The organism is Mycolicibacterium neoaurum (genome assembly GCF_036946495.1).
GTDB classification, from domain to species: domain Bacteria; phylum Actinomycetota; class Actinomycetes; order Mycobacteriales; family Mycobacteriaceae; genus Mycobacterium; species Mycobacterium neoaurum_B.
The window spans coordinates 15,062-35,115 of sequence record NZ_JAQIIX010000001.1 but is presented as its reverse complement, the minus strand read 5'-3'; the positions used below and the strand labels follow the sequence as shown (position 1 = coordinate 35,115).

The 20,054-nt window shown below is 67.3% G+C and carries 19 protein-coding genes; 3 read left to right on the top strand and 16 right to left on the bottom strand.

All coding sequences use genetic code 11. The features are described 5' to 3' along the window. Nucleotides 1–86 precede the first annotated feature (86 nt). The 13 genes from PGN27_RS00155 to PGN27_RS00095 all read right to left on the bottom strand — a co-directional run bounded on the left by PGN27_RS00155 (nucleotide 87) and on the right by PGN27_RS00095 (nucleotide 13,653). Complete coding sequence (locus tag PGN27_RS00155; protein ID WP_335324259.1) at nucleotides 87–869, bottom strand: FkbM family methyltransferase; 783 nt, start codon at nucleotides 867–869, stop codon at nucleotides 87–89. Nucleotides 870–904: 35 nt separating this feature from the next. Further along, nucleotides 905–1,747, bottom strand: a complete 843-nt coding sequence (locus PGN27_RS00150; protein ID WP_335324258.1) for a glycosyltransferase family 2 protein — start codon at nucleotides 1,745–1,747, stop codon at nucleotides 905–907. 260 nt (nucleotides 1,748–2,007) lie between these two features. After that, complete coding sequence (locus PGN27_RS00145; protein ID WP_335324257.1) at nucleotides 2,008–2,946, bottom strand: endonuclease/exonuclease/phosphatase family protein; 939 nt, start codon at nucleotides 2,944–2,946, stop codon at nucleotides 2,008–2,010. Between the two features lie 98 nt (nucleotides 2,947–3,044). Continuing rightward, nucleotides 3,045–3,908, bottom strand: a complete 864-nt coding sequence (locus tag PGN27_RS00140) for a sugar phosphate isomerase/epimerase family protein (RefSeq protein ID WP_335324256.1) — start codon at nucleotides 3,906–3,908, stop codon at nucleotides 3,045–3,047. A 158-nt stretch (nucleotides 3,909–4,066) separates the two neighbouring features. Beyond that, complete coding sequence (locus PGN27_RS00135; RefSeq protein WP_335324255.1) at nucleotides 4,067–4,216, bottom strand: hypothetical protein; 150 nt, start codon at nucleotides 4,214–4,216, stop codon at nucleotides 4,067–4,069. A 177-nt stretch (nucleotides 4,217–4,393) separates the two neighbouring features. Beyond that, nucleotides 4,394–5,377, bottom strand: a complete 984-nt coding sequence (ribD, locus tag PGN27_RS00130) for a bifunctional diaminohydroxyphosphoribosylaminopyrimidine deaminase/5-amino-6-(5-phosphoribosylamino)uracil reductase RibD (RefSeq protein WP_418888538.1) — start codon at nucleotides 5,375–5,377, stop codon at nucleotides 4,394–4,396. 14 nt (nucleotides 5,378–5,391) lie between these two features. Further along, nucleotides 5,392–6,084 carry a ribulose-phosphate 3-epimerase gene (gene rpe, locus PGN27_RS00125; RefSeq protein ID WP_335324253.1) on the bottom strand — a complete coding sequence of 231 codons (693 nt, stop codon included), beginning with the start codon at nucleotides 6,082–6,084 and terminating at the stop codon, nucleotides 5,392–5,394. A gap of 72 nt (nucleotides 6,085–6,156) precedes the next feature. Beyond that, nucleotides 6,157–7,608: an RsmB/NOP family class I SAM-dependent RNA methyltransferase gene (locus PGN27_RS00120; RefSeq protein WP_418888506.1), complete on the bottom strand. Its 1,452-nt coding sequence runs from the start codon at nucleotides 7,606–7,608 to the stop codon at nucleotides 6,157–6,159. After that, nucleotides 7,605–8,531 (bottom strand): methionyl-tRNA formyltransferase, encoded by a 927-nt coding sequence (gene fmt, locus PGN27_RS00115; RefSeq protein WP_335324252.1) that lies wholly within the window; start codon nucleotides 8,529–8,531, stop codon nucleotides 7,605–7,607. The genes PGN27_RS00120 and fmt overlap by 4 nt, the downstream gene beginning before the upstream one ends. 9 nt (nucleotides 8,532–8,540) lie before the next feature. Then, nucleotides 8,541–9,083: a LemA family protein gene (locus PGN27_RS00110; RefSeq protein ID WP_335324251.1), complete on the bottom strand. Its 543-nt coding sequence runs from the start codon at nucleotides 9,081–9,083 to the stop codon at nucleotides 8,541–8,543. Further along, a complete protein-coding gene (locus tag PGN27_RS00105; RefSeq protein WP_335324250.1) occupies nucleotides 9,077–10,909 on the bottom strand; it encodes a DUF2207 domain-containing protein in 1,833 nt (610 codons plus the stop codon). Before PGN27_RS00105 ends, PGN27_RS00110 begins: the two co-directional genes overlap by 7 nt. A gap of 25 nt (nucleotides 10,910–10,934) precedes the next feature. After that, the gene (locus PGN27_RS00100) at nucleotides 10,935–12,875 is read right to left on the bottom strand and encodes a primosomal protein N' (RefSeq protein WP_335325177.1); all 1,941 of its coding nucleotides are present in this window, start codon (nucleotides 12,873–12,875) and stop codon (nucleotides 10,935–10,937) included. A 67-nt stretch (nucleotides 12,876–12,942) separates the two neighbouring features. Next, nucleotides 12,943–13,653 carry a lysoplasmalogenase gene (locus PGN27_RS00095; protein ID WP_335324249.1) on the bottom strand — a complete coding sequence of 237 codons (711 nt, stop codon included), beginning with the start codon at nucleotides 13,651–13,653 and terminating at the stop codon, nucleotides 12,943–12,945. Between PGN27_RS00095 and PGN27_RS00090 the strand changes: the two genes are divergently transcribed. The 3 genes from PGN27_RS00090 to PGN27_RS00080 are packed head-to-tail and all read left to right on the top strand — an operon-like array spanning nucleotide 13,652 to nucleotide 17,056. Continuing rightward, nucleotides 13,652–14,617 carry an alpha/beta hydrolase gene (locus tag PGN27_RS00090; RefSeq protein ID WP_335324248.1) on the top strand — a complete coding sequence of 322 codons (966 nt, stop codon included), beginning with the start codon at nucleotides 13,652–13,654 and terminating at the stop codon, nucleotides 14,615–14,617. The two genes, PGN27_RS00095 and PGN27_RS00090, sit on opposite strands and share 2 nt — an antisense overlap. A 4-nt stretch (nucleotides 14,618–14,621) precedes the next feature. Further along, nucleotides 14,622–15,578, top strand: a complete 957-nt coding sequence (locus tag PGN27_RS00085) for an alpha/beta hydrolase (protein WP_335324247.1) — start codon at nucleotides 14,622–14,624, stop codon at nucleotides 15,576–15,578. Nucleotides 15,579–15,583: 5 nt separating this feature from the next. Beyond that, nucleotides 15,584–17,056 carry a flavin-containing monooxygenase gene (locus tag PGN27_RS00080; RefSeq protein WP_335324246.1) on the top strand — a complete coding sequence of 491 codons (1,473 nt, stop codon included), beginning with the start codon at nucleotides 15,584–15,586 and terminating at the stop codon, nucleotides 17,054–17,056. Nucleotides 17,057–17,133: 77 nt separating this feature from the next. Here PGN27_RS00080 and metK read toward each other — a convergent pair whose 3' ends face one another. The 3 genes from metK to rpoZ all read right to left on the bottom strand — a co-directional run bounded on the left by metK (nucleotide 17,134) and on the right by rpoZ (nucleotide 19,985). Then, nucleotides 17,134–18,342 carry a methionine adenosyltransferase gene (gene metK / locus PGN27_RS00075; RefSeq protein WP_335324245.1) on the bottom strand — a complete coding sequence of 403 codons (1,209 nt, stop codon included), beginning with the start codon at nucleotides 18,340–18,342 and terminating at the stop codon, nucleotides 17,134–17,136. Between the two features lie 99 nt (nucleotides 18,343–18,441). Continuing rightward, complete coding sequence (gene coaBC / locus PGN27_RS00070) at nucleotides 18,442–19,680, bottom strand: bifunctional phosphopantothenoylcysteine decarboxylase/phosphopantothenate--cysteine ligase CoaBC (protein WP_335324244.1); 1,239 nt, start codon at nucleotides 19,678–19,680, stop codon at nucleotides 18,442–18,444. A gap of 14 nt (nucleotides 19,681–19,694) precedes the next feature. Next, nucleotides 19,695–19,985 (bottom strand): DNA-directed RNA polymerase subunit omega, encoded by a 291-nt coding sequence (rpoZ, locus tag PGN27_RS00065; protein ID WP_030135265.1) that lies wholly within the window; start codon nucleotides 19,983–19,985, stop codon nucleotides 19,695–19,697. Nucleotides 19,986–20,054: the final 69 nt, after the last annotated feature.

Here is a 20,054-nt window from a genome sequence, read left to right as displayed (position 1 = left end):
AACATGTCTTACAAGGCCTACGTCACCGATTCGGTAGAATGACTGAGAGTTCTATCAGGAAGCGCCGCAACGCAGTACAACCGGCATCAGCGTGGGGACAAGAGGGTGTCGTGCGCTTGGAGCACCGCGCAATCGAAGAGCATCAGCGTCTCGTCCCGGATCAGGGTGTCCATCTTCTTCCCGGCGACCGCCTCGTAAAGCGGTGCCAGGCCACCAGATCCGGGCAGCATCCAGTCATGTGGTTCGATCATGATGCAGGCGAACGAAGCGATGGCATCCGGCGAGGCTTGGCACACTTCGGATTCGGCGCCCTCGATATCGAGTTTGACGATGAAAGGCACTGCACCGGCAATGCCGTCGAGCAGCGTCTCCACCGTCACCGACGGGGTTGCACCCTTGTCGGCGACCCGATTCGCCCACGATCCCTCGTCACCGGCACTGAGATCCACCCCGTCGCCATGGCTCCACAACGCGGCGTGAACCGGCCTGATCCGCGGATGGTGAGCGCAGTTCCGCTCGATCAACCGCACGCAGGCGCCGTCGGGCTCCACGGCCAGAATCGTGGCGTCCGGGAAGTGTTCGGCCAGATACAGCGCGGAGTACCCCACATTAGCACCCGCATCGATGATCACCGGAACTCCCCCGGCGCGCGTGATTTCGGATGCCACCATATTGAGCCGCGTCATCCAGAACGGATGCGCGTCGTACTCGTGCGCGGTGAAGATCTGCGCCAGCACAAAGGGATCGCTGTCACAGGGTCGCACCGCCAAACGGTGCACTCCGCACTGGACCGTCACGGTCCGGGACATGCCCAGTGCCCGCCGCGTCACCAGGCTCACCGCCGCGGGCAGCCCGATACTCTGACTCAACGCAAGCGTATGACCCAGCTTTTCGCGCAACCTACTCATCGCGTGGAAGCAGCCGCTCGTGCCACTCCGGCACGGGTGGGGCGACGCCTGTGCTCCCGGCCGATCGTGCGCAGCACCCGCAATCCGTCGGTGACGGCATTGAGGTTGCTGCGTCCGTATATCCGCTTGCCTTCGAAGCTACTGACCTCCGTGATGGCGAGACCGTTGAGCGCGACCCGAACGTTGATGACGGTCTCGATCTCGAATCCGTCTCCCCACTGCGCCTCGGTGACATCGGTTCGAGGAAGATCCAACACGTTCAGGTGAGTCCGCCAGAATGCGTTGTAGCCGTAGCACAGGTCGGTGAACTCGGTTCCGAAGAGTCGGTTCACCAGCCAGTTCAATCCCTTGTTGCCTAACCTGCGCAGTTTGGTGATGTCATCACTACCACCCGCCTCGGTGAAGCGACTGCCCTTGGCGAAGTCCGCGCCTGCGGTCAAAGCGCCGACGAAATCCGGGATCTCAGCTGGGTCGGTCGACCCGTCTGCATCGATCATCACCACGATGTCACCGGTGCTGACCTCGAACCCACAGGCCAGCGCGTTGCCCTTGCCGCCACGAGTCTGGTTGACGATCAACGCCTCTGGCCACAGTTGCCGAGCGACGTCGATCGTGTTGTCCACGGAGTTGCCGTCGACCACCACGATCTGGTCCACCGCAGGCATCCGTTTGGCGACGTATGGCAGGTTCCGCGCCTCATTGCGGGTGGGGATGACCACAGTGACGGTGGGCCGGGCCGTACCGGGGGCATCATCGTCGATATCCGATCTGCGCACGGAGTCGTCATCGTCGCGATGCCCAATGAGTTTGCCGATCGCCGCGTGCGGGCGCATGGACATCGGCTTCATCATTTGCTCGACACCCGCGCCCTCCACCGTATCCGTCAAGGTGCTCTTTGCCTTTCGCATTCGGAAGACCCAGACATGCAGAGTGCAGACATCGTGCACATGCGGCCCACCGCTGTAGAAGTTTGGTTGCGAGAACGACATTAGCGAGCACTCACATGAAATTGTCAGCTACCTACTAGGTTATGACGTAGACCACAGCGCGCCCACCGATACGAAACCTTCTGCACATCAATGCATCACAGGATGATGCACTATCGCGACGATGGAACCCGATGAGTTACAGCTACCGTGCTCACCACTCCCATGTGGTCCGATCCCGGTAGCGCAAACCGCTCAAACGAAAGTGGCGTGAAACCGCGGGCCAGGATTCGATCGATCGCCAGCACCGGCGGAACAAGACGGCCGGCGGGAAACGTGGGCACCACGCCCGCACCCACATACTCAGCAGCATCCAGCAGCGGTGCGGTACCAGGACGGGATGAGTTGGCGATCAGTTCGCGGTACTGCTTGTGATCGTAGGTCGAGTTGAAATCCGCGCCGACCAGGATTGGATGCTGGTCGCTTTCGAACACCGGTCGCAGTCTCTTGAGCTCGAATACCCATTTCCAGGCCGGTTCCGGGTACGGCGGAAGTGGGTGCAGCGCGTACACGGCGGTCGCCCCCGCTCCCGGTACATCCGCCACCGCCCGCACGTTGTTCAAAACGAATCCGTCGAGTTCGGCGCAGTTGCGTAACGGATATCGCGAGTAGAGCCCCGCCCCACCGCCACCGGCACGGGGCCGCTCACACGCATACGGCAGCGTCCTACGTAGGCCCGCGGCAGACAGGTTTGTCACGGCTTGGTCGGTCAGCTCGATCACGGTCAGCAGATCGACGGCGCGCTCGGCCACCTCGGCACGCAGGGCGGTGGCATCCGCGCCACCGAGCCGAATGTTGGCCTGCATCAGTCGTATATGTGTATCAGCTGCCCGCACATCCGCCGTACCGCGATACAGCGGTACCTGCGTCGCCACACCGATTCCCAGCACGGCAGCCGCAGCCAAGGCCATCCAGCGCCGGCCGCCGACCACACAGGCAAGCAACGCCGCTGCCGCGACCAGCACGGCGATGGGTGTGAACGAGGCGGCCCAGGCCACCAGCGTGCTGGTCACCCCCACGAAGTGCGCTCCCACCCCGACAACCGCGATCACGAGCAAGAGCCCGCCGCAGAGTGCGGCGACCCGGCGAAACTGATGCACGATTCTGAGATCCGCGTTGTGTGGCCCGCGTTGTGTCGATCCTGGACCTGTCAGGCGGACCGGGACAACGGCGACAACTCACGGTCGGCAACGAGACCCAGCACATCCCGAGCGGACTTCGCCGCAAGTGCCGCACGCAGCGTCGCCGGTGCATCGCTGTGCAGCGGAGCCTCCACGCTCACCGGCACATCGTCGGGCAGCGCCCGCATCATCGACACCAGATCGATGCCCCCCGCACCCGGTAACAGACGCGCGCAGCGACCCTGATGGATGAGCTCCGCCATCGTCGCCGGCCGCTCGGCCGGCGCATCACAGATCTGTACGTACCGGATCCACTCACGCGGTAGCGCTTCCAGTTCGCCGGGATTGTTCCCGGCACGGTCATAGTGGATGGCATCGATCAACAAACCTGCCGGCACCGGGCACTGCGCGACGAGTGCGGCGCCCTCGGCCACGTTGCGCACCGCAGTCCAGGGCATCGGTTCCAGGTTGACAGTCATCCCGTATTCAGCTGCCAGGACGGATAGTTCGGCCAGATTGTGCGCAGCGCGGTGGTGATCCGGGTCATATCCGGTCACCAGGACCTCACTGGCCCCGAGAAAGGCGCCGGTCTCCAGGATGCCCTCGAAATCGGGGCGTACGTTCGTGTCCGGCACCAGCCGGACAACCTCGACGTCCAGTAGCTGAAGACCCGAATCATCAAGGCGACGACGGGTTTCTTTGATCAACGCCGTCATTCCGATGGTCGGGCGCACCGGCTCCTGATCGGTGGCGGGGATGAGTCTGAGCCCTACCGCGTCGAAACCGGCCTCGGCGGCACAGCTGACCAACTCGGCGGGATTCAGTTCCAACACCGTCAGCGGCGCCAGCGAAAGAAGACGTTCCGTGCCGGACCGTCGATGCTGCGCCACCATGACAACCGCCCTCTCCCCTCCGGCCCGATAGTTTCGAGCGGAAGTACCCTCACGCGAGCCATCATTGCGGATCCGGACAGAGATGTGGGCCCTACCTTTTACATCTCCGGCATTTCTGCCGGGGATGCCCGTGTTACCGGATCGGTGGATTCAGCAAATCAGCAGCGTTCCAGCCCGGGCCGCATGATCTTGGGTCCGTGGCTGCACTGCGGTCGGTCGTTGCCCACCCGCAGCAGGTCGAAGAACAACGTTTTCACGGCACGGGGGTTCATCGGGCTGATGCTGAGCCAGTCCTGCAAAGCAGTCATGCTCACGTCCTTTACTAGTGCTCATCACGCGCAACTCGTCGGTGAAGGGCGCTCACTTGAACTGTACCGGCGCAGCCGCCGAGGCGGCTGGTCGCGACACTCATCACACGCCGACTACCAGGCGATTCGGCCGACATCACATCGGCTAATCGATGTGGGGGCACTCACACCGGGCGGTCAATTGGGTACCAGGCTCAGGCGCACGTCTGGACCGAGCGGCTCGATGGCGTCGAAGCGCCACCGCTGCGCGCCCGCCATGTTCAACACACCGATGTCATCGACGGCGGTGATGGGACCGCCCAACAGGATGGGCGCCACATAGGCGAGGATCCGGTCGATCACGCCGGCCCGCAGGAACGCACCCGCCAACGTCGGTCCGCCCTCCAACAAGACCGCGGTGCGATCGGACAGCGCCCTGATGACCTCGTGTGGGTCATGGGTTCGGATCACCATCGTGCGCGTATCGTCGTTGAGAACATTTGCCTCCGAAGAGATTTCGCGCTCACCAACGACGACGCGCAGGGGTTGACGCTCAGCGAGACTGCCGTCCGGTCGGCGGGCGGTCAAGGTCGGGTCGTCGACGAAAACCGTTCCGGTGCCGACGATGATGGCCTCGATCGTGCCGCGATGCCGGTGAACGTCGGCACGGGCGGCCTCGCTGGTGATCCACTGACTGCTGCCATCGGCAGCCGCGCTGCGGCCATCGATACTCGTCGCGAACTTCCAGGTGACGTGCGGTAATCCGGTGCGCTGTTTGTGTAACCACTCTCGCAACGGTCCACCGGCCACCGCGCCGGCCTCGACACCGGATCGGACCACGACGCCGGCCTCACGCAGCCGTGCCGATCCGCCTGCCGCGATCGGATTGGGATCATCGACCGCGTAGACCACCTGTGCCACACCGGCGGCCAACAACCCGTCCACGCACGGCGGGGTGCGACCGTGGTGGTTGCACGGCTCCAATGTGACCACCGCCGTGCCGCCACGTGCCAGTTCACCGGCCCGTCGCATGGCGATCACCTCGGCATGCGCACCACCGGTGGGTTCGGTCGCACCGACACCGACGACCTCTCCCCCGGCATCCAGGATGACCGCGCCCACCGGCGGATTCGGGTACGTCGCGCCCTTCACCCGCTCGGACTGCTCGATCGCCAGCCGCATCGCGGCTTCGGGGGTCACAGCGTCAGGTGCGGAGAGGACGCCGCGGCCTGCCTACGCAACCGGGCCACCGCGTCGGCAGGATCCTCGGCGCTGTACACCGCCGAACCCGCCACGAAACAGTCCACCCCGGCCTCGGCGGCCTGTTCGATGGTGTCGGCATTGATACCGCCGTCGATCTCCACCACGATGGTCAGCTCACCGGCGTCGACCAACCGCCGGGCGGTGGCCACCTTGGCGAGCACCTCGGGGATGAACTTCTGGCCACCGAAGCCGGGCTCGACCGACATCACCAACAGAGTGTCGAACTCACGCAGGATCTCCAGGTAAGGCTCCAATGGCGTACCGGGCTTCACCGAGAGCCCGGCCTTGGCGCCGGCGGCACGGATATCGCGCGCTACCCCGACCGGGTTGTCGGTCGCCTCGGCGTGAAAGGTGACGTTGTATGCGCCCGCCTCGGCGTACGGCGGTGCCCAGCGCTCGGGCTGATCGATCATCAGATGGCAGTCCATCGGGATATCGGTCGCTTTGAGCAGGCTCTCCACCACCGGCAGGCCCAACGTCAGATTCGGCACGAAATGGTTGTCCATCACGTCGACGTGCAACCAATCGGCTCCCGCCACCGCGGCGACCTCGTCGGAAAGCCTGGCGAAATCCGCGGACAGGATGGACGGAGCGATCAGCGGTGCGCTGGGAGTGAGACCTGCCATGCCGGTCAGCCTACTTTTTGCCCACCCCGTCGCTGCGCTCGCCCTCATTACTTCCCGTCACTGCGCTCGCCCTCAACCCGCCGTCGACCCCACACGAAGTGCCGCGGCGAACATCGCGTCGGTGCCGTGCCGATGGGGCCAGAGCTGCACGTACGGTCCGTCGCCCAGGCGGTCCACCCCGGGGAAGAACTCGCGCGTGTCCAGCGCGGTCACCGGGTGCCTTCGCAACGCATCGGCGACCACACCGACGGTCTCTGCCAGATGCGGAGAGCAGGTCGCGTACAACACCACCCCACCGGGCCTGGTGAGGCCGATCGCCGAGCCCAGCAGCTCCCGCTGCAACCGGCCCAGTGCAGGCACATCGCCGGGCTGGCGCCGCCAACGCGCCTCGGGCCGACGCCGCAACGCGCCGAGCCCGGTACACGGCGCGTCGACGAGCACCCGATCGAAACTGCCGGCCGCCAAGCCGGTCTCACGCCCGTCGACCCGCAACACGTCGACCGGCAGTCCCGAGGTGTTCTGCACCACGAAATCGGCTCGGTGCTCGGCCGGTTCCACCGCGGTCACCCTGACCGCGGATGTGCCCGCCGACGACCTGATCAACGCGCCGATCAGGGCGGTCTTACCACCCGGGCCAGAACACAGGTCGAGCCACTGGCCACCGTCATCTCCTTCGAGGCTGGCCAGTGTCAGCGCGCGTGCCACCAATTGCGAGCCCTCGTCCTGCACCAGCGCGGCACCCTCGCGCACCGCGGCGATATCGGCCGGGTCGCCGCCCGGCAGATAGACCGCATAGGGCGAGTACCGGCCGACGGTGCCGCCGGTCTGCTCGGCCAGCTCGGCCGCGGTCAGCACGCCTGGCCGAGCGACCAGGTGCACCACCGGGCGCTCATCATCGCTGGCCAGCAGCGCATTCAGTTCACCGGCTTGGGCACCGAGCGCATCGACGAAGGCCTGTGCGACCCAGCGCGGGTGCGCATGCACGAACGCGGCATGACCGACCGGGTCGGTGCTCGCCGACGGTGCGAGCTCGGCTACCCAGGCCGCCTCGTCCTGGCCCGCGATCTTGCGCAGCACACCGTTGACGAAACCGGCTCGTACCGAATCGAATTCGATCCCCGCCTGGTCGACGGTGGTGTCCACCGCCGCATGCGCATCGACCCTGGTGCGCAACAGCTGATAGGCACCAAGCCGAAGCAGGTCCAGCAGCACCGGGTCGATGCGGTCGATGTCCCGGCCCGCGGCGGCGGCGATCACCGCATCCAACAGTCCGCGGACCCGACAGGTGCCATAGGCCAGCTCGGTGGCGAAAGCTGCGTCACGCCCACTGATCCCCCGCTCGCGCAGCAACGCCGGAAGTGTCAGGTTGGCATAGGCATCCCGCTCGGTGACCGCACGCAGGGTGTCGAATGCTGCCCGGCGGGCCGGGTCCAGCGGGCTGCGTTGCGGGCCCTTGCGCTGCGGACCGCGCTGGCCCTGACGATGCGGCGGTCGCCCGCCCCGGGCCTGTCCCGGGCGGCTCACAGCGCACGCACCGATGCGTCCGGCCGCGCCCCGCGCGCCCAATCTGCGGCGTTCATCGGTTTCTTGCCGGGAGGTTGAATCCAGCTGAGTACCACCGCATTCGAGCCGGTACCGATCCACACATCGCGCTTGCCCACCTCGATCTCACCGACGGCGAGCTCCTTGTCCTCGTCAGCGCGTACGGGTCCCACCTTCACCCGCACGTCGCCGATCATGGTCCACGCCCCCGGATTCGGCGTGACGGCCCGAATGCGCCGGTCGACGACATGGGCTGGTAACTCCCAGCGCACCCGCGCCTCGTCGACGGTGATCTTCGGGGCCACCGTGATCCCTTCGGCGGGCTGGCGCACCGGAGTCAGCGAGCCGTCTGCGATACCGTCCATCGTGGCCGCCAGCAGCCCGGCGCCCGAAACAGACAATCGGGCAAGCAGATCGCCGGCAGTGTCGGTGGGCGCGACGGTTTCGGTGACGACCCCGAAGATGGGTCCGGAATCCAGATCGCGTTCGATACGAAAGGTGGTCGCTCCGGTGACGGTGTCCCCGGCAGCGATCGCGGCCTGCACCGGCGCGGCGCCGCGCCAGGCGGGCAGCAGCGAGAAGTGCAGGTTCACCCAGCCGTGGGTGGGTACGGCCAGTAGTTCATCGCGCAACAGCGCCCCGTAGGCCACCACGGCGCAGGCATCGGGGGCCAGCTCGCTGAGTTCTGCCACGAATTCGGCGCTGTTGGGCCGCTCGGGTTTGAGCACGGGGATACCTCGCTCGGCGGCGAACTGCGCCACCGGGGACGGCGCAGGCTTGCCACGGCGTCCAGCTGCCGCATCCGGCCGGGTCAGCACCGCGATCACGTCGTGATTCTGGGAGTCCACCAGAGTGCGCAGCGATGGCAGCGCGGGTTCGGGGGTACCGGCAAAGATGAGACGCACCGCGTCAGTCTAGGTAAGCCGTGGTGTCTGATAGAACTCGCGCTCGCTCACCCCGGCTATCGGCGCGACGAACATCCACGGCATGGTGGTGATGAGTCGATTCGCCCCGGCCACCGCATCGTTGTAGTACTGACGCGCGAAGGCCAGCTTGTTCTCGGTGTCGGTCAGGTTCTGCTGCAGGTTGAGGAAGTTGTCCGACGAACCCAGTTGCGGGTAGCTCGCGCCGAGCGCGAGAACTCGGCCGACCGCGCTGTCGAGTTGGCTCTCGGCCGCACTGCGTTGGGTCACCGAGGCACCGCCGGCAGCGGCGTCCAATGCGGCGCCGGCCCGGGCCACCCGGTCGAGGACAGCTTGCTCGTGGGCGGCGAAGGTCCCAACGGTGTGCACCAGGCTGGGGATCAGCGACGCTCGCCGGGTCAGTTCGACGTCGATACCCGAGAGCGCCTCCGCCACCCGCAGATCGGCAGATCTGAGCTTGTTGTAGCCGACCACGATGACGACCAACACCGCCACCGCGAGCAGCAACACCAGAACGAGCACGGCCCTCACCATGAGCCTCCTCCTCCTCCACCGCCGCCACCGCCGCCGCCACCACCACTGCTGCCTCCGCTGCTGCTACTGCTGCCGCCGGATGAGGACGACTGCGATGCGGTATAGGCGCCGATCGACGACGACAACGCTGACTCGAAACTGTCGAAACTCGGCCCATCCGAGCTGAAACTCGACGGGCTGCTCGTCGCTGACGACGAGTTGTACCAATCCGGTTGCGGTGCAACCATACCGGTGCTCGCCTGATACTTCTGCGCCCACAGCGCCGCGACACCCGCCGCCACCGCGAAGGGGATATAGGCGGTGTAGAGATCCTTGCGGGCCGCGAAATCGAATCGGCTCTCCGCGGAATCGGTGGCCAGCACGCGGTGGAACCCGCCGGCCTGCGACCACAGCATGCGACCGGCCGCGGTCCGCCGCGTACCGATACCGTCTCCCCAGGAGGCGGCCGAGAACAGGAAAAAGACCGCGAACGGCAACGCCCACAACGTGGTCGGGAACCCCCACCGGCAGAATCCGCAGACCATCAGGATGGCGGCCAGTGCGTTGGCCGCGCGCAGCCACAGTTCGCTGCCCCGCTTCACGATCAGGCCTTCGTCGAGCGCCCACTTGCGCACCGCGTCGGCCATATCCGACTTGGCCTTGGTGAGCTTCTCCCCCGATTTCGCCGATTTCTTCGCCGAGAACGTCGCGCCGGGCCCCATCACCTTCAGTGCCGAACCGACGGCGACGGTGACCGGGTCGACATCGGCCCACGCGCCGGCTTGGGCGGTGCCCGTGACATCCCAGTGGTGCTCGTTGACCTGACGCAGCTCCACGAGTCGGCGTTCGGCCAGGTAGAACAGCGTCGCGGTGAGGCCGTGCTTGGGAACCGATTCGGTGCGGATGTACTCCACCTGGACCGGCCCGAGACCGGGCGGCGGCGCGTACTGCAGTCCGAAGCCGGGCGCGCGTTCGACGGTGCTGCGGAACCACAGCAGTGCGATCGCCCCGGCGAGTGCCGAGAAGCCCACCAACACCACCACCGGGGTGACCGATTGGCCGAGGATCCGGTCCCAGTGGTGGTTCCACGGCACCTCTGCACGCGCCGGCGTCGGCATGTCCATCCCTGCACGCACCGTCAGTGGGGTGTGCGGCGGGAGGTCCTGCGCCGACAGTGCCACCGTCCGGCCCTGCACGGTCAGGTCGGCGCACGCTCGGCCGACGCCGTATCCGATCGCGCACTGCGCGCCGATGACCGGCGCCGGCAGTGTGACGGTGATGTCCGCGTTATCGATACGGTTGTTCCACCCCGGGGCCACGACGTTCCAGAAGAACACCGTCTCGGCCTCGTCCCCACCCGTCCCGGACGGGAACTCCCGGCCTGCTCCGGTGATTCCCGGATCGAGCACCCCGGGCACCGAGTAACGGATCTCGTAGACATGACTGCCGGGGTCCAGGGTCCAGTCCGCATCGCCGATCTTGGCCACCCGGAACCGTTCCCGGCCCTCCCACAGCAACTGGTACGGCTCGGGGTCACCGTCGAGGAGCACCGATTCGATATCGGGCACCTGTCGCACGTTCGGGTTGTTCTGATTGGTGATGTCCCAGTAGCGGAAGATGCCGTGCCTGCCGGACGGAAAGTCCCCGGTGATGGTCTCGACGGCATGCAGTTCACCGTCGGCGGAGACCGTGTAATGCGCGCGGTACTCGGTGATACGCACCGGATCCTCGGCTACCCCGCCGTCATGTGCAGCGGCATTGTCGAACCCGGCGCTGAACACCACCGGCCAGAGCACGCCAAACGCGATGAGCAGCAAAGGGATCAGCATCTTGAACAGCCGTCCCATCACGCACCTCCCGCCGCGGTCGTCGCTAGCCTATGTGCAACGGGTCGATTTGGACGCGAACCGGCTCGTGATCGTGGCGCGAACTGAGCGAATTCACCGCCCGCCGCAACGCCGCGGCCAGGTCCAGCCCGCCGGATCGCGGGACCCGCACCAGCATGCGCGCCACCGGGCTGTCCACCGCGAGACCGGGCGGCCGGCGGGCCCCCGGCGGCAGGTCCACCGGACCCAGCGGCTCCGCGTCCTCGGGCAACTGTGCGGCATCAAGCAGGGCATGCACCGCCTCGGGCACCCCGTCGAGCACCGCGAGGTGCACCGCGGGCGGTAGCGCCACCTCATCGCGGGCGGCCAGTTCGGATTCGGCGTGCCCCAGCGGATCCCAGCGGATCAGAGCTTGCACGGTCGGGATCGCCGACTCGGCGATCACGGCCACCGTGCCGCCGTCGGCACGGCTGCGCACCAGTGCCGAGGCGGCCATCCAACGGCGCAGGGTGTCCTCGGCGGCACGTAGGTCCTGGCGGCCAAGCAGTGCCCAGCCATCGAGCAGCAGCGCTGCGCCGTACCCACCCTCGGCCACCGGTTCCGCACCGGGGGTTGATACCACGACGGCGGGCTTGGCGGGCACCGTCGAGATCAACGAATCTCCCCCGGAGGTGATGACGCTGGCACCCGGCAGCGCGCGGCCGAGTTCCTCTGCGGTGCGCCGCGCGCCCACCACGACGGCCCGTACAGCGTCGGAGCCGCAGTTGGCGCAGCGCAGCATCAGATCGGTGCGGGCGCACCACCGACAGACCGCGCCATGGGCGTCGCGCCCGGTGAGCTGAAGCGGGCCCGTGCAGTGCCGGCAGCGTGCGACGGTCCGGCACTTCGCACACGCCAGCGCCGGGATGTAACCGCGCCGGGGCACCTGGACGAGCACCGGGTGCCCGGCTTCCAGTGCTGCCCGCGCCGTCCGTAACGCCATCGACGGCAGCCGGGCGGTATGGGCGGCCGGGTCGCGGGCGTGATCGAAGGCGTTGTCGTCCAGCGCGACCACCCGAGGTGCGTACTGGCGCACCACGGCCCGGGTCGCCACCAGGTCGTGGGCCCACCGAGTACGCACCAACGCGTGCGCCTCGGCGGTGCGCGCATAACCACCGATGACTGCCGCGCAACGCAATTGGTGGGCCCTCAGCATCGCGACATCGCGCGCGTGCGGATACGGGGCGCGCGGCTCGGACAGCGAGTCGTCACCGTCATCCCAGACCGCGATGAGACTCAGCTCGGCGACAGGCGCGAACACCGCGCTGCGGGTGCCGATGACCAGCCGGGCCTGCCCCCGCAGCACCGAAAGCCAGCGCCGGTACCGCTGCGCCGGTCCCAGCCCGGCCGACAACGCCACCACTTGATCCCCGGCGAGCGGCAGCGCAGCTCGATGCACGGCATCGACATCACGCTGATCGGGCACGATGATCAACGCGCCGCGGCCGGCCTGCACGGTCACCGCGGCGATCTCGGCGAGCCGCTCGGCCCAGTTCTCCCCGGGCAGCGCCTGCCACACCGCGCGCGCGGCCCGGCCGTCACCCAAGGCGGCGACGAACTGTTCGCCGCGGCCGTACGCGCTCCACGCGGTGCTGTCGACAGGCGCGAGCTCGGCCCGCTCCGGTGGCGATGCGGGTTTCTCGGCCCGGGCATGCCGTGGAGGCACCGCAAGGCGCAACACGTCGGGTCGGGTCCCGGCATAACGCGCGGCCACCGCGTCGACCAGACGGCGGATATCAGGAGTCAACACCGGCTCGGGCGAGATGACCCGGTCCAGCCAGCCCAACTTGCCGGCATGGTCGGTGTCCGAACGTCGTTCGAGGACGAAGGCGTCGACCAGGCGGCCATGGAAACGCACCCGCACCCGGACCCCGGGCTGAGCGTCATCGGACTGCTCGGCCGACACCAGATAGTCGAAGTCCCGGTCCAGGTGCGGAACCGACAGCATCGGGACCACCCGCGCGATGGGTTCGTGCTCGGCGGGGTGTCGCGTCGTCGGGGTCACCGCACGCCCACTAGGCACGCGCCCCGCGTGCGCGACCGAAGAAGAACCCGGCGGTGATCAGGAACAGCGATGCCGCATAGGCCCACCAGATCGGGACAGCCAGCCGTTCGTCGCCGAGGACGAACTTGCTGATGCCGATCATCGAATCCGATACCGCGAAACACAGCGCGCCCAGCGCGGTCCAGCGCGTCGGCAACCGAGCCAGCAGCGCCGCGCAGACCATTGCCACGAGCACGGCCATGTACACCGTCACCGGCAGTGCCATGCCTTGCTCCAGCAGGGCCGGCCAGAACCACACCAGCAGCACCAGACAGGCCACCACGACCAACCCGGCCGCGATCAACCGGGACCGTTGCCGGGCCACCAGCGGGAGCAGCGCGGCCAGGAAGCACAGGTGCGCGATCAAAAACGAGGCCAACCCCAGCACGAACGACGGCTCCCACCACGGCATGGCCAGCAGGTAGTCCCCGGCTGCCGAACCGACCAGCGCCGCGATCAACCAGCACCGCTCTCGGGCCACCGGGTGCGTCCAGGCCGCCAGCGCCAGCAGCACCGCGGCGGACGCCTTGACCGCAGGTTGCAGCGCGAACTGCCCGGTGAGCTCGGCACCGGCGGGCACCCGCAGCGCGACGGTGATCAGGAAGACGCCGTAGCCGGCTCCCACCGCCACCGCGAGAGCCCACAGCAGCCGGGTGCGTCGCGCTGCGTACGGTGTTGCCATGCCTGAAACCGGTACCGACAGACCCGCCTTGGACCCCATCCTGGAGAAGGTACTGGAAGCGGTGCCGTTCCAATTGACCATGGACGGTGGCCCCGAGGCCGCCCGCGAGCGCTTCCGCGCGTTACCACGCCGGGAGGTGCACCCCGAGCTGCGCACCGAGGACCGCACCATCGCCGGCGTCCCGGTGCGGATCTACTGGCCGCCGACCCAGGACTCCTGCCCGCCGGTATCAATCCCCGGGTCGCTTCGCTCCTGCCCGCCGGTGGTGCTGTTCCTGCACGGCGGTGGCTGGGTGGTCGGCGATCTGGACACCTATGACGGCACCGCACGCGAGCACGCCGTCGGCGCCGGCGCGGTCGTGGTGTCGGTGGACTACCGGCTGGCCCCTGAACATCCCTACCCCGCCGCCGTCGACGACTGTTGGGCCGTGACGCAGTGGGTGGCCGCCCACGCCGACGAACTGGGCGCCGACGCCACCCGCATCGCCGTCGCCGGGGATTCCGCCGGCGGAAATCTGGCCGCGGTGGTCGCCCTGCTGGCCCGCGACGCCGGACTGGACCTGCGGATGCAGCTGCTCTGGTATCCGGCCACCACCTGGGACACCTCACTACCCTCGTTCACCGAGAACGCCGACGCGCCGATCCTCGGGCGCGGCGCCGTCGGCGGCTTCTCGGTGCTCTACGCCGGCGGTACCGATCTGAAGAATCCACCGGCAACGCTGGTTCCTGCCCGCGCGGCGTCCCTGGCCGGTGTCGCACCGGCATATATTGCGGTCGCCGGCTACGACCCGCTGCGCGATGACGGCGTCCGCTATGGCGAACTGCTCACCGACGCCGGGGTGACCGCACAGGTCCACAACGCCGAAACCCTGGTGCACGGCTATCTCGGCTATCACGGGGTGGTACCGGTCGCCACCGATGCGGTCGATCGCGGCCTCGCCGCGCTGCGGGCCGCGTTAGCCTGACGGCATGACCTCTGCGCGCCCGGCCGTCGACCCCGATCTCAAGGCACTGCTCGATGCGGTGCCCCTGGCGTTCTCCGTCGACGACGGCGTCGAGGTCGCCAGGGAGAAGTTCCGTGCGCTCAAACCACCGCCTAACATGCTGGTGCAGCTGCGTATCGAGGAGCGCGTCATCGGATCCGGTGAGCTGCAGGACATCCCGGCCCGGATCTACTGGCCGCCGGTCGACCAGCACGACAACCTACCGGTCATCGTGTACTACCACGGTGGTGGATGGGCGATCGGCGATCTGGACACCCACGACCACGTCGCCCGCGCGCACTCGGTGGGCGCCGAAGCCATCGTGGTGTCGGTCGACTACCGGCTGGCGCCCGAGCATCCCTTCCCCGCCGGGGTCGAGGATGCCTGGGCCGCTCTGCAATGGGTCGGTGAGCACGCTGCGGAACTCGGCGGCGATCCGAATCGCATTGCCGTGGCTGGAGATTCAGCGGGTGGGAATCTCTCGGCGGTGATGGCCTTGCGGGCCCGCGATGCCGGTGGCCCGCCGCTGGTGTTCCAGCTGCTCTGGTACCCGGTGGTCGTCGGCGACCGTTCGGCACCGTCGTTCATCGAGAACGCCGACGCCTACATCCTCAATCGGGATGTCACCAACGCCTTTCTGACCTGGTATCTGCCCGGGGTCGATCTCGACGACCCGGCCGGCCTGCCGACCGATGTGGCACCGGCCAACGCCAAATCGCTGGCGGGGTTGCCGCCCGCCTATATCGGTACCGCCGAGCACGATCCGCTACGCGACGACGGTGCGAAGTACGCCGAGATGCTGTCAGCGGCGGGGGTCACGGTGCAGCACAGCAACGAACCCACGTTGGTTCATGGCTTCGTGAGCCTGGCCCTGGCATCGGCCGTGGCGACCGAGGCCGCCGATCGCGGTATCGCCGCACTGCGAACCGCGCTCCATCCGTGAGTCCCATGACACCGGATATCCATACGCTGATCATCGGCGCCGGATTCTCCGGTATCGGTGCGGCCATCGCCCTGGACCGAGCGGAGCTGGGTGACTACCTGATCGTGGAGGCCGGCGCCGAGGTCGGCGGCACCTGGTACTGGAACACCTATCCCGGTATCGCCGTGGACATCCCGTCGTTCTCCTATCAATTCTCGTTCGAACAGAGTCCGGATTGGTCGCGCACCTATGCGCCCGGCCGGGAGTTGAAGGCGTATGCCGATCACTGTGTCGAAAAGTATGGGATCACTCCGCGGATCCGGTTCGACACCGAGGTCACCGGCGCACGTTTCGACACCGAGAACAACCAGTGGGTCGTGCAGACCGATGGTGGCAGCATCACGGCACGGCACCTGATCAATGCCGCCGGCGTGCTCAATGTGCCCAAGATGCCCGATATCGCCGGGGTGGGGACCTTCGCCGGGACCACGATGCACACCGCCCGCTGGGACCACGGCATCGACCTGGCCGGTAAACGGGTCGCCGTGATCGGCACCGGCGCCTCCGCGGTGCAGCTGATCCCGGAGATCGCCCCGATCGTCGAGCAGCTCAACGTTTTTCAGCGAACACCGATCTGGTGCTTCCCCAAACTCGACATGCCGCTGCCCGCCCCGGCACGCTGGGCCATGCGGTTACCGCTCGGCAGCGCCGTGCAGCGCGCGCTCAGCCAGGCCTATGTCGAGGTGACGTTCCCGCTGACCGCGCAGTACCACAGCGTGTTCCCACTCAGCGGCGGCACCCGGCGCCTCGGCCTGAATTATCTACGCCGCGAGGTCAAGGACCCGGTGCTGCGGGACAAGCTGACCCCGCGGTACGCCGTGGGATGTAAGCGACCGGCTTTCCACAATAGCTACCTGAGCACATTCAACCGGGACAATGTCGACCTGATCACCGAGCCCATCGCGGAGGTCACCCCGACTGCCGTGGTGACCTCGGACGGGACCGCACATGAGATCGATGTGCTGATACTGGCAACGGGTTTCGCGGTGCTCGACGTCGATTCGGGAACCTTCCCGCTGATCGGCGCCGACGGCCGATCGCTCGCCGAGTTCTGGACCGAAAACCGCATGCAGGCCTACGAGGGTGTCAGCGTGCCGGGCTTCCCGAACTTCTACAACGTCTGCGGACCCTACGGTTACGTCGGCTCGTCGTACTTCGCGCTGATCGAGACACAGACCCGCCATATCGTGCGGTGCCTGCGGGAGGCGGCCCGGACCGGCGCCACCAGGGTCGAGGTCCGCGAGGAGGCCAATGCGCGCTATTTCGACGAGATGATGCGCAAACGGCACCGGCAGATCTTCTGGCAGGACAGCTGCTCGTTGGCGAACAGTTACTACTTCGATCGCAACGGCGATGTGCCGCTACGCCCGGCGAGCACGCCCGAGGCGTGGTGGCGCAGCCGGAGCTTCCCGCTCGGGGACTACGCGTTCACGGCCTGATCTCCGACCACCAGACGCATGTACCCCCGAATCCGTGCGGATTCGGGGGTACATGCGTCTGCTCACGGAGAAGGTGACTAGACCGAGGCCTTGAGCTCGTCGACCTTGTTGGTGCGCTCCCAGGGCAGGTCCACGTCGGTGCGACCGAAGTGGCCGTAGGCGGCCGTCGGCGCGTAGATCGGACGCAGCAGGTCCAGGTCGCGGACGATGGCGCCGGGACGCAGGTCGAACACCGCGGTGATGGCCTTCTCGATGCGGGCCGGGTCCACGGTCTCAGAACCGAAGGTCTCGACGAACAGCCCGACCGGGGCCGCCTTGCCGATGGCGTAGGCGACCTGCACCTCGACGCGCTCGGCCAGGCCTGCGGCCACCACGTTCTTGGCGACCCAACGCATCGCGTAGGCGGCCGAACGGTCCACCTTTGACGGATCCTTGCCGGAGAAGGCGCCGCCGCCGTGACGGGCCCAGCCGCCGTAGGTGTCGACGATGATCTTGCGGCCGGTCAGGCCGGCGTCACCCATCGGGCCACCGAGGACGAACTTGCCGGTCGGGTTGACCAGCAGCCGGAAGTCCGAGGTGTCCAGGGTCTCGTGACCGAGCTCGTCGAGCACGGTGTTGACGACCTGCTCGCGGATGTCGGGTGCCAGCTGCCCGTCGAGGTCGATGCCCTCGGCGTGCTGGGTGGAGAGCACCACAGTGTCCAATCGGATCGGAGTGGTGCCGTCGTACTGGACGGTGACCTGCGTCTTGCCGTCCGGGCGCAGGTAGGCCAGCTTGCCGTTCTTGCGCACCTCGGTGAGGCGGCGCGCCAGCCGGTGCGCCAGCGCGATGGGCAGCGGCATCAGCTCGGGGGTGTCCCTGATCGCGTAACCGAACATCAGGCCCTGGTCGCCGGCGCCCTGCAGGTCCAGCGGATCGCCGGCGCCCTCGACACGCGTCTCGTGCGCGGTGTCCACGCCCTGGGCGATATCGGGCGACTGGCGGCCGATGCCGATGTTGACCCCGGCGGTCTCGCCGTCGAAGCCCTTGTCCGAGGAGTCGTAGCCGATCTCCAGGATGCGGTCGCGCACCGTCTGGCTGATATCGGCGAAGGCCTCCTTGGCCGAGGTGGTCACCTCACCGATGACGTGCACCTGGCCCGTGGTGACGGCGGTCTCGACCGCGACGCGGGACTTGGGATCTGCGGCCAGCAAAGAATCCAGGATCGAGTCGCTGATCGCATCACAGATCTTGTCGGGGTGTCCTTCGGTGACCGACTCGCTGGTAAACAAGCGACCTGCGCTCACGTGGCATCCTCCATTAGTTAGACAGACAAATCATTGGTGTGCTCATTGGCAGCCAACAGGTAAATCTTGATTGGCGCAACCGTTACCTGCACCGCGAAGTCACCGGTGTACGAGCGCTCCGATCGCATCCACGATACGGCTTGCCATCAGAGTCTTCGAACCGTGCTCCAACGCGGTTTCGGTACCGTCGGCCGACAGCATCCAGCCATCATTGTGGTCCACCTCGAACGCCTTGCCCTCCCCGACGGCATTGACCACGAGCAGGTCGCAGCCCTTGCGCTTGAGTTTGGACCGCGCATGGAACAGCACATCGCCGTCGGCGTCGCCGGTTTCGGCCGCAAACCCGACGATGACCTTCATATTGGGCAGCTGGCCGTCGGCTCTGGCCCGCACGGCGCCGGCCAGCACGTCATCGTTGCGCACGAGGTCCACCGAGGGCGCGCTGTCGTCATCGACGCGCTTCTTGATCTTGGCCGTGGCCACTTGAGCAGGCCGGAAATCGGCGACCGCGGCGGCCATCACCAGCACGTGCGCCTCCGGCGCCAGCTTGGTCACGGCGGCACCGAGCTGGGCGGCCGACCCGATGTGCACGACCTCGACGCCGGCGGGGTCGGCCAGCCCGGAGGTGTTCCCGGCGATCAGGGTCACGTCAGCGCCCCGCTGGGCCATCACCCTGGCGACGGCATACCCCTGCTTGCCGGAACTGCGATTACCGATGAATCGGACCGGGTCCAGGGGTTCACGGGTACCGCCCGCGGTGACGAGCACCTTCACACCGGTCATGTCGTAGGGCAGCGCGTCACCGCGCTCGAGCAGCAATCCGGCCAGAGTGGTGATCTCCTCGGCCTCGGGCAGCCGTCCCGGCCCGGTGTCGGCGCCGGTGAGTCGGCCCGATGCGGGTTCGAGCACGACGTTGCCACGGCGACGCAGGGTGGCGACGTTGTCGGTGGTGGCCGGGTGGAACCACATCTCGGTGTGCATGGCGGGCGCGAACAGCACCGGACATCGCGCGGTGAGCAGAGTCCCGGTGAGAAGATCGTCGGCACGTCCGGCGGCCGCGCGAGCCATCAGATCCGCGGTGGCGGGGGCGACCACCACGAGATCGGCCTGCTGGCCGATGCGCACGTGGGGCACCTCGTCGACGTTCTCGAAGACCCCGGTGTGCACGGGCTGGCCGGACAGCGCCTCGAAGGTGGCCGCACCGATGAATTTCAGTGCCGACTCGGTCGGCACGACGCGGACCGAATGGCCGGCCTCTTTGAGCTGGCGCACGACAGTGCACGCCTTGAAGGCGGCAATCCCGCCGGCAACACCGACGACGATCCGCTTCTGCTCCATGTAGCCGGAGGGCCTTACTGCTCGCCCTCGGCGTGCTCGAGCAGGTCGGAGTGGATCTCGCGCATGGCGATCGACAGCGGCTTCTCCTGCAGACCCGGCTCGACCAGCGGGCCGACGTACTCCAGGATGCCGTCACCGAGCTGGTTGTAGTAGTCGTTGATCTGCCGCGCGCGCTTGGCGGCGTAGATGACCAGCGCGTACTTGCTGGAGGCGCGGTCGAGCAGCTCGTCGATCGGCGGATTGGTGATGCCCAGCGGTGTGTCGTATGCGCTGGCGGCGTCGATGTTCTCGACAGGCGTGCTCACGAAATATCTCCCGGTGTAATCAAGATTCGGCGTTAGCGAAAATGTAGTTGACGGCTGTGTCGCAGCGCT

Excerpts from the sequence above, each read along its gene's own strand:
- PGN27_RS00150 (WP_335324258.1), bottom strand. The coding sequence starts at position 1,747 with ATGTCCATGCGCCCGCACGCGGCGATCGGCAAACTCATTGGGCATCGC.
- PGN27_RS00140 (WP_335324256.1), bottom strand. The coding sequence starts at position 3,908 with ATGGTGGCGCAGCATCGACGGTCCGGCACGGAACGTCTTCTTTCGCTG.
- PGN27_RS00135 (WP_335324255.1), bottom strand. The coding sequence starts at position 4,216 with ATGACTGCTTTGCAGGACTGGCTCAGCATCAGCCCGATGAACCCCCGT.
- ribD (WP_418888538.1), bottom strand. The coding sequence starts at position 5,377 with ATGCGGCTGGCGATCGAGCAGTCCGAGCGGGTGAAGGGCGCGACGTAC.
- rpe (WP_335324253.1), bottom strand. The coding sequence starts at position 6,084 with ATGGCAGGTCTCACTCCCAGCGCACCGCTGATCGCTCCGTCCATCCTG.
- PGN27_RS00110 (WP_335324251.1), bottom strand. The coding sequence starts at position 9,083 with ATGGTGAGGGCCGTGCTCGTTCTGGTGTTGCTGCTCGCGGTGGCGGTG.
- PGN27_RS00105 (WP_335324250.1), bottom strand. The coding sequence starts at position 10,909 with ATGGGACGGCTGTTCAAGATGCTGATCCCTTTGCTGCTCATCGCGTTT.
- PGN27_RS00100 (WP_335325177.1), bottom strand. The coding sequence starts at position 12,875 with ATGCTGTCGGTTCCGCACCTGGACCGGGACTTCGACTATCTGGTGTCG.
- PGN27_RS00090 (WP_335324248.1), top strand. The coding sequence starts at position 13,652 with ATGCCTGAAACCGGTACCGACAGACCCGCCTTGGACCCCATCCTGGAG.
- PGN27_RS00095 (WP_335324249.1), bottom strand. The coding sequence starts at position 13,653 with ATGGCAACACCGTACGCAGCGCGACGCACCCGGCTGCTGTGGGCTCTC.
- PGN27_RS00085 (WP_335324247.1), top strand. The coding sequence starts at position 14,622 with ATGACCTCTGCGCGCCCGGCCGTCGACCCCGATCTCAAGGCACTGCTC.
- PGN27_RS00080 (WP_335324246.1), top strand. The coding sequence starts at position 15,584 with ATGACACCGGATATCCATACGCTGATCATCGGCGCCGGATTCTCCGGT.
- coaBC (WP_335324244.1), bottom strand. The coding sequence starts at position 19,680 with ATGGAGCAGAAGCGGATCGTCGTCGGTGTTGCCGGCGGGATTGCCGCC.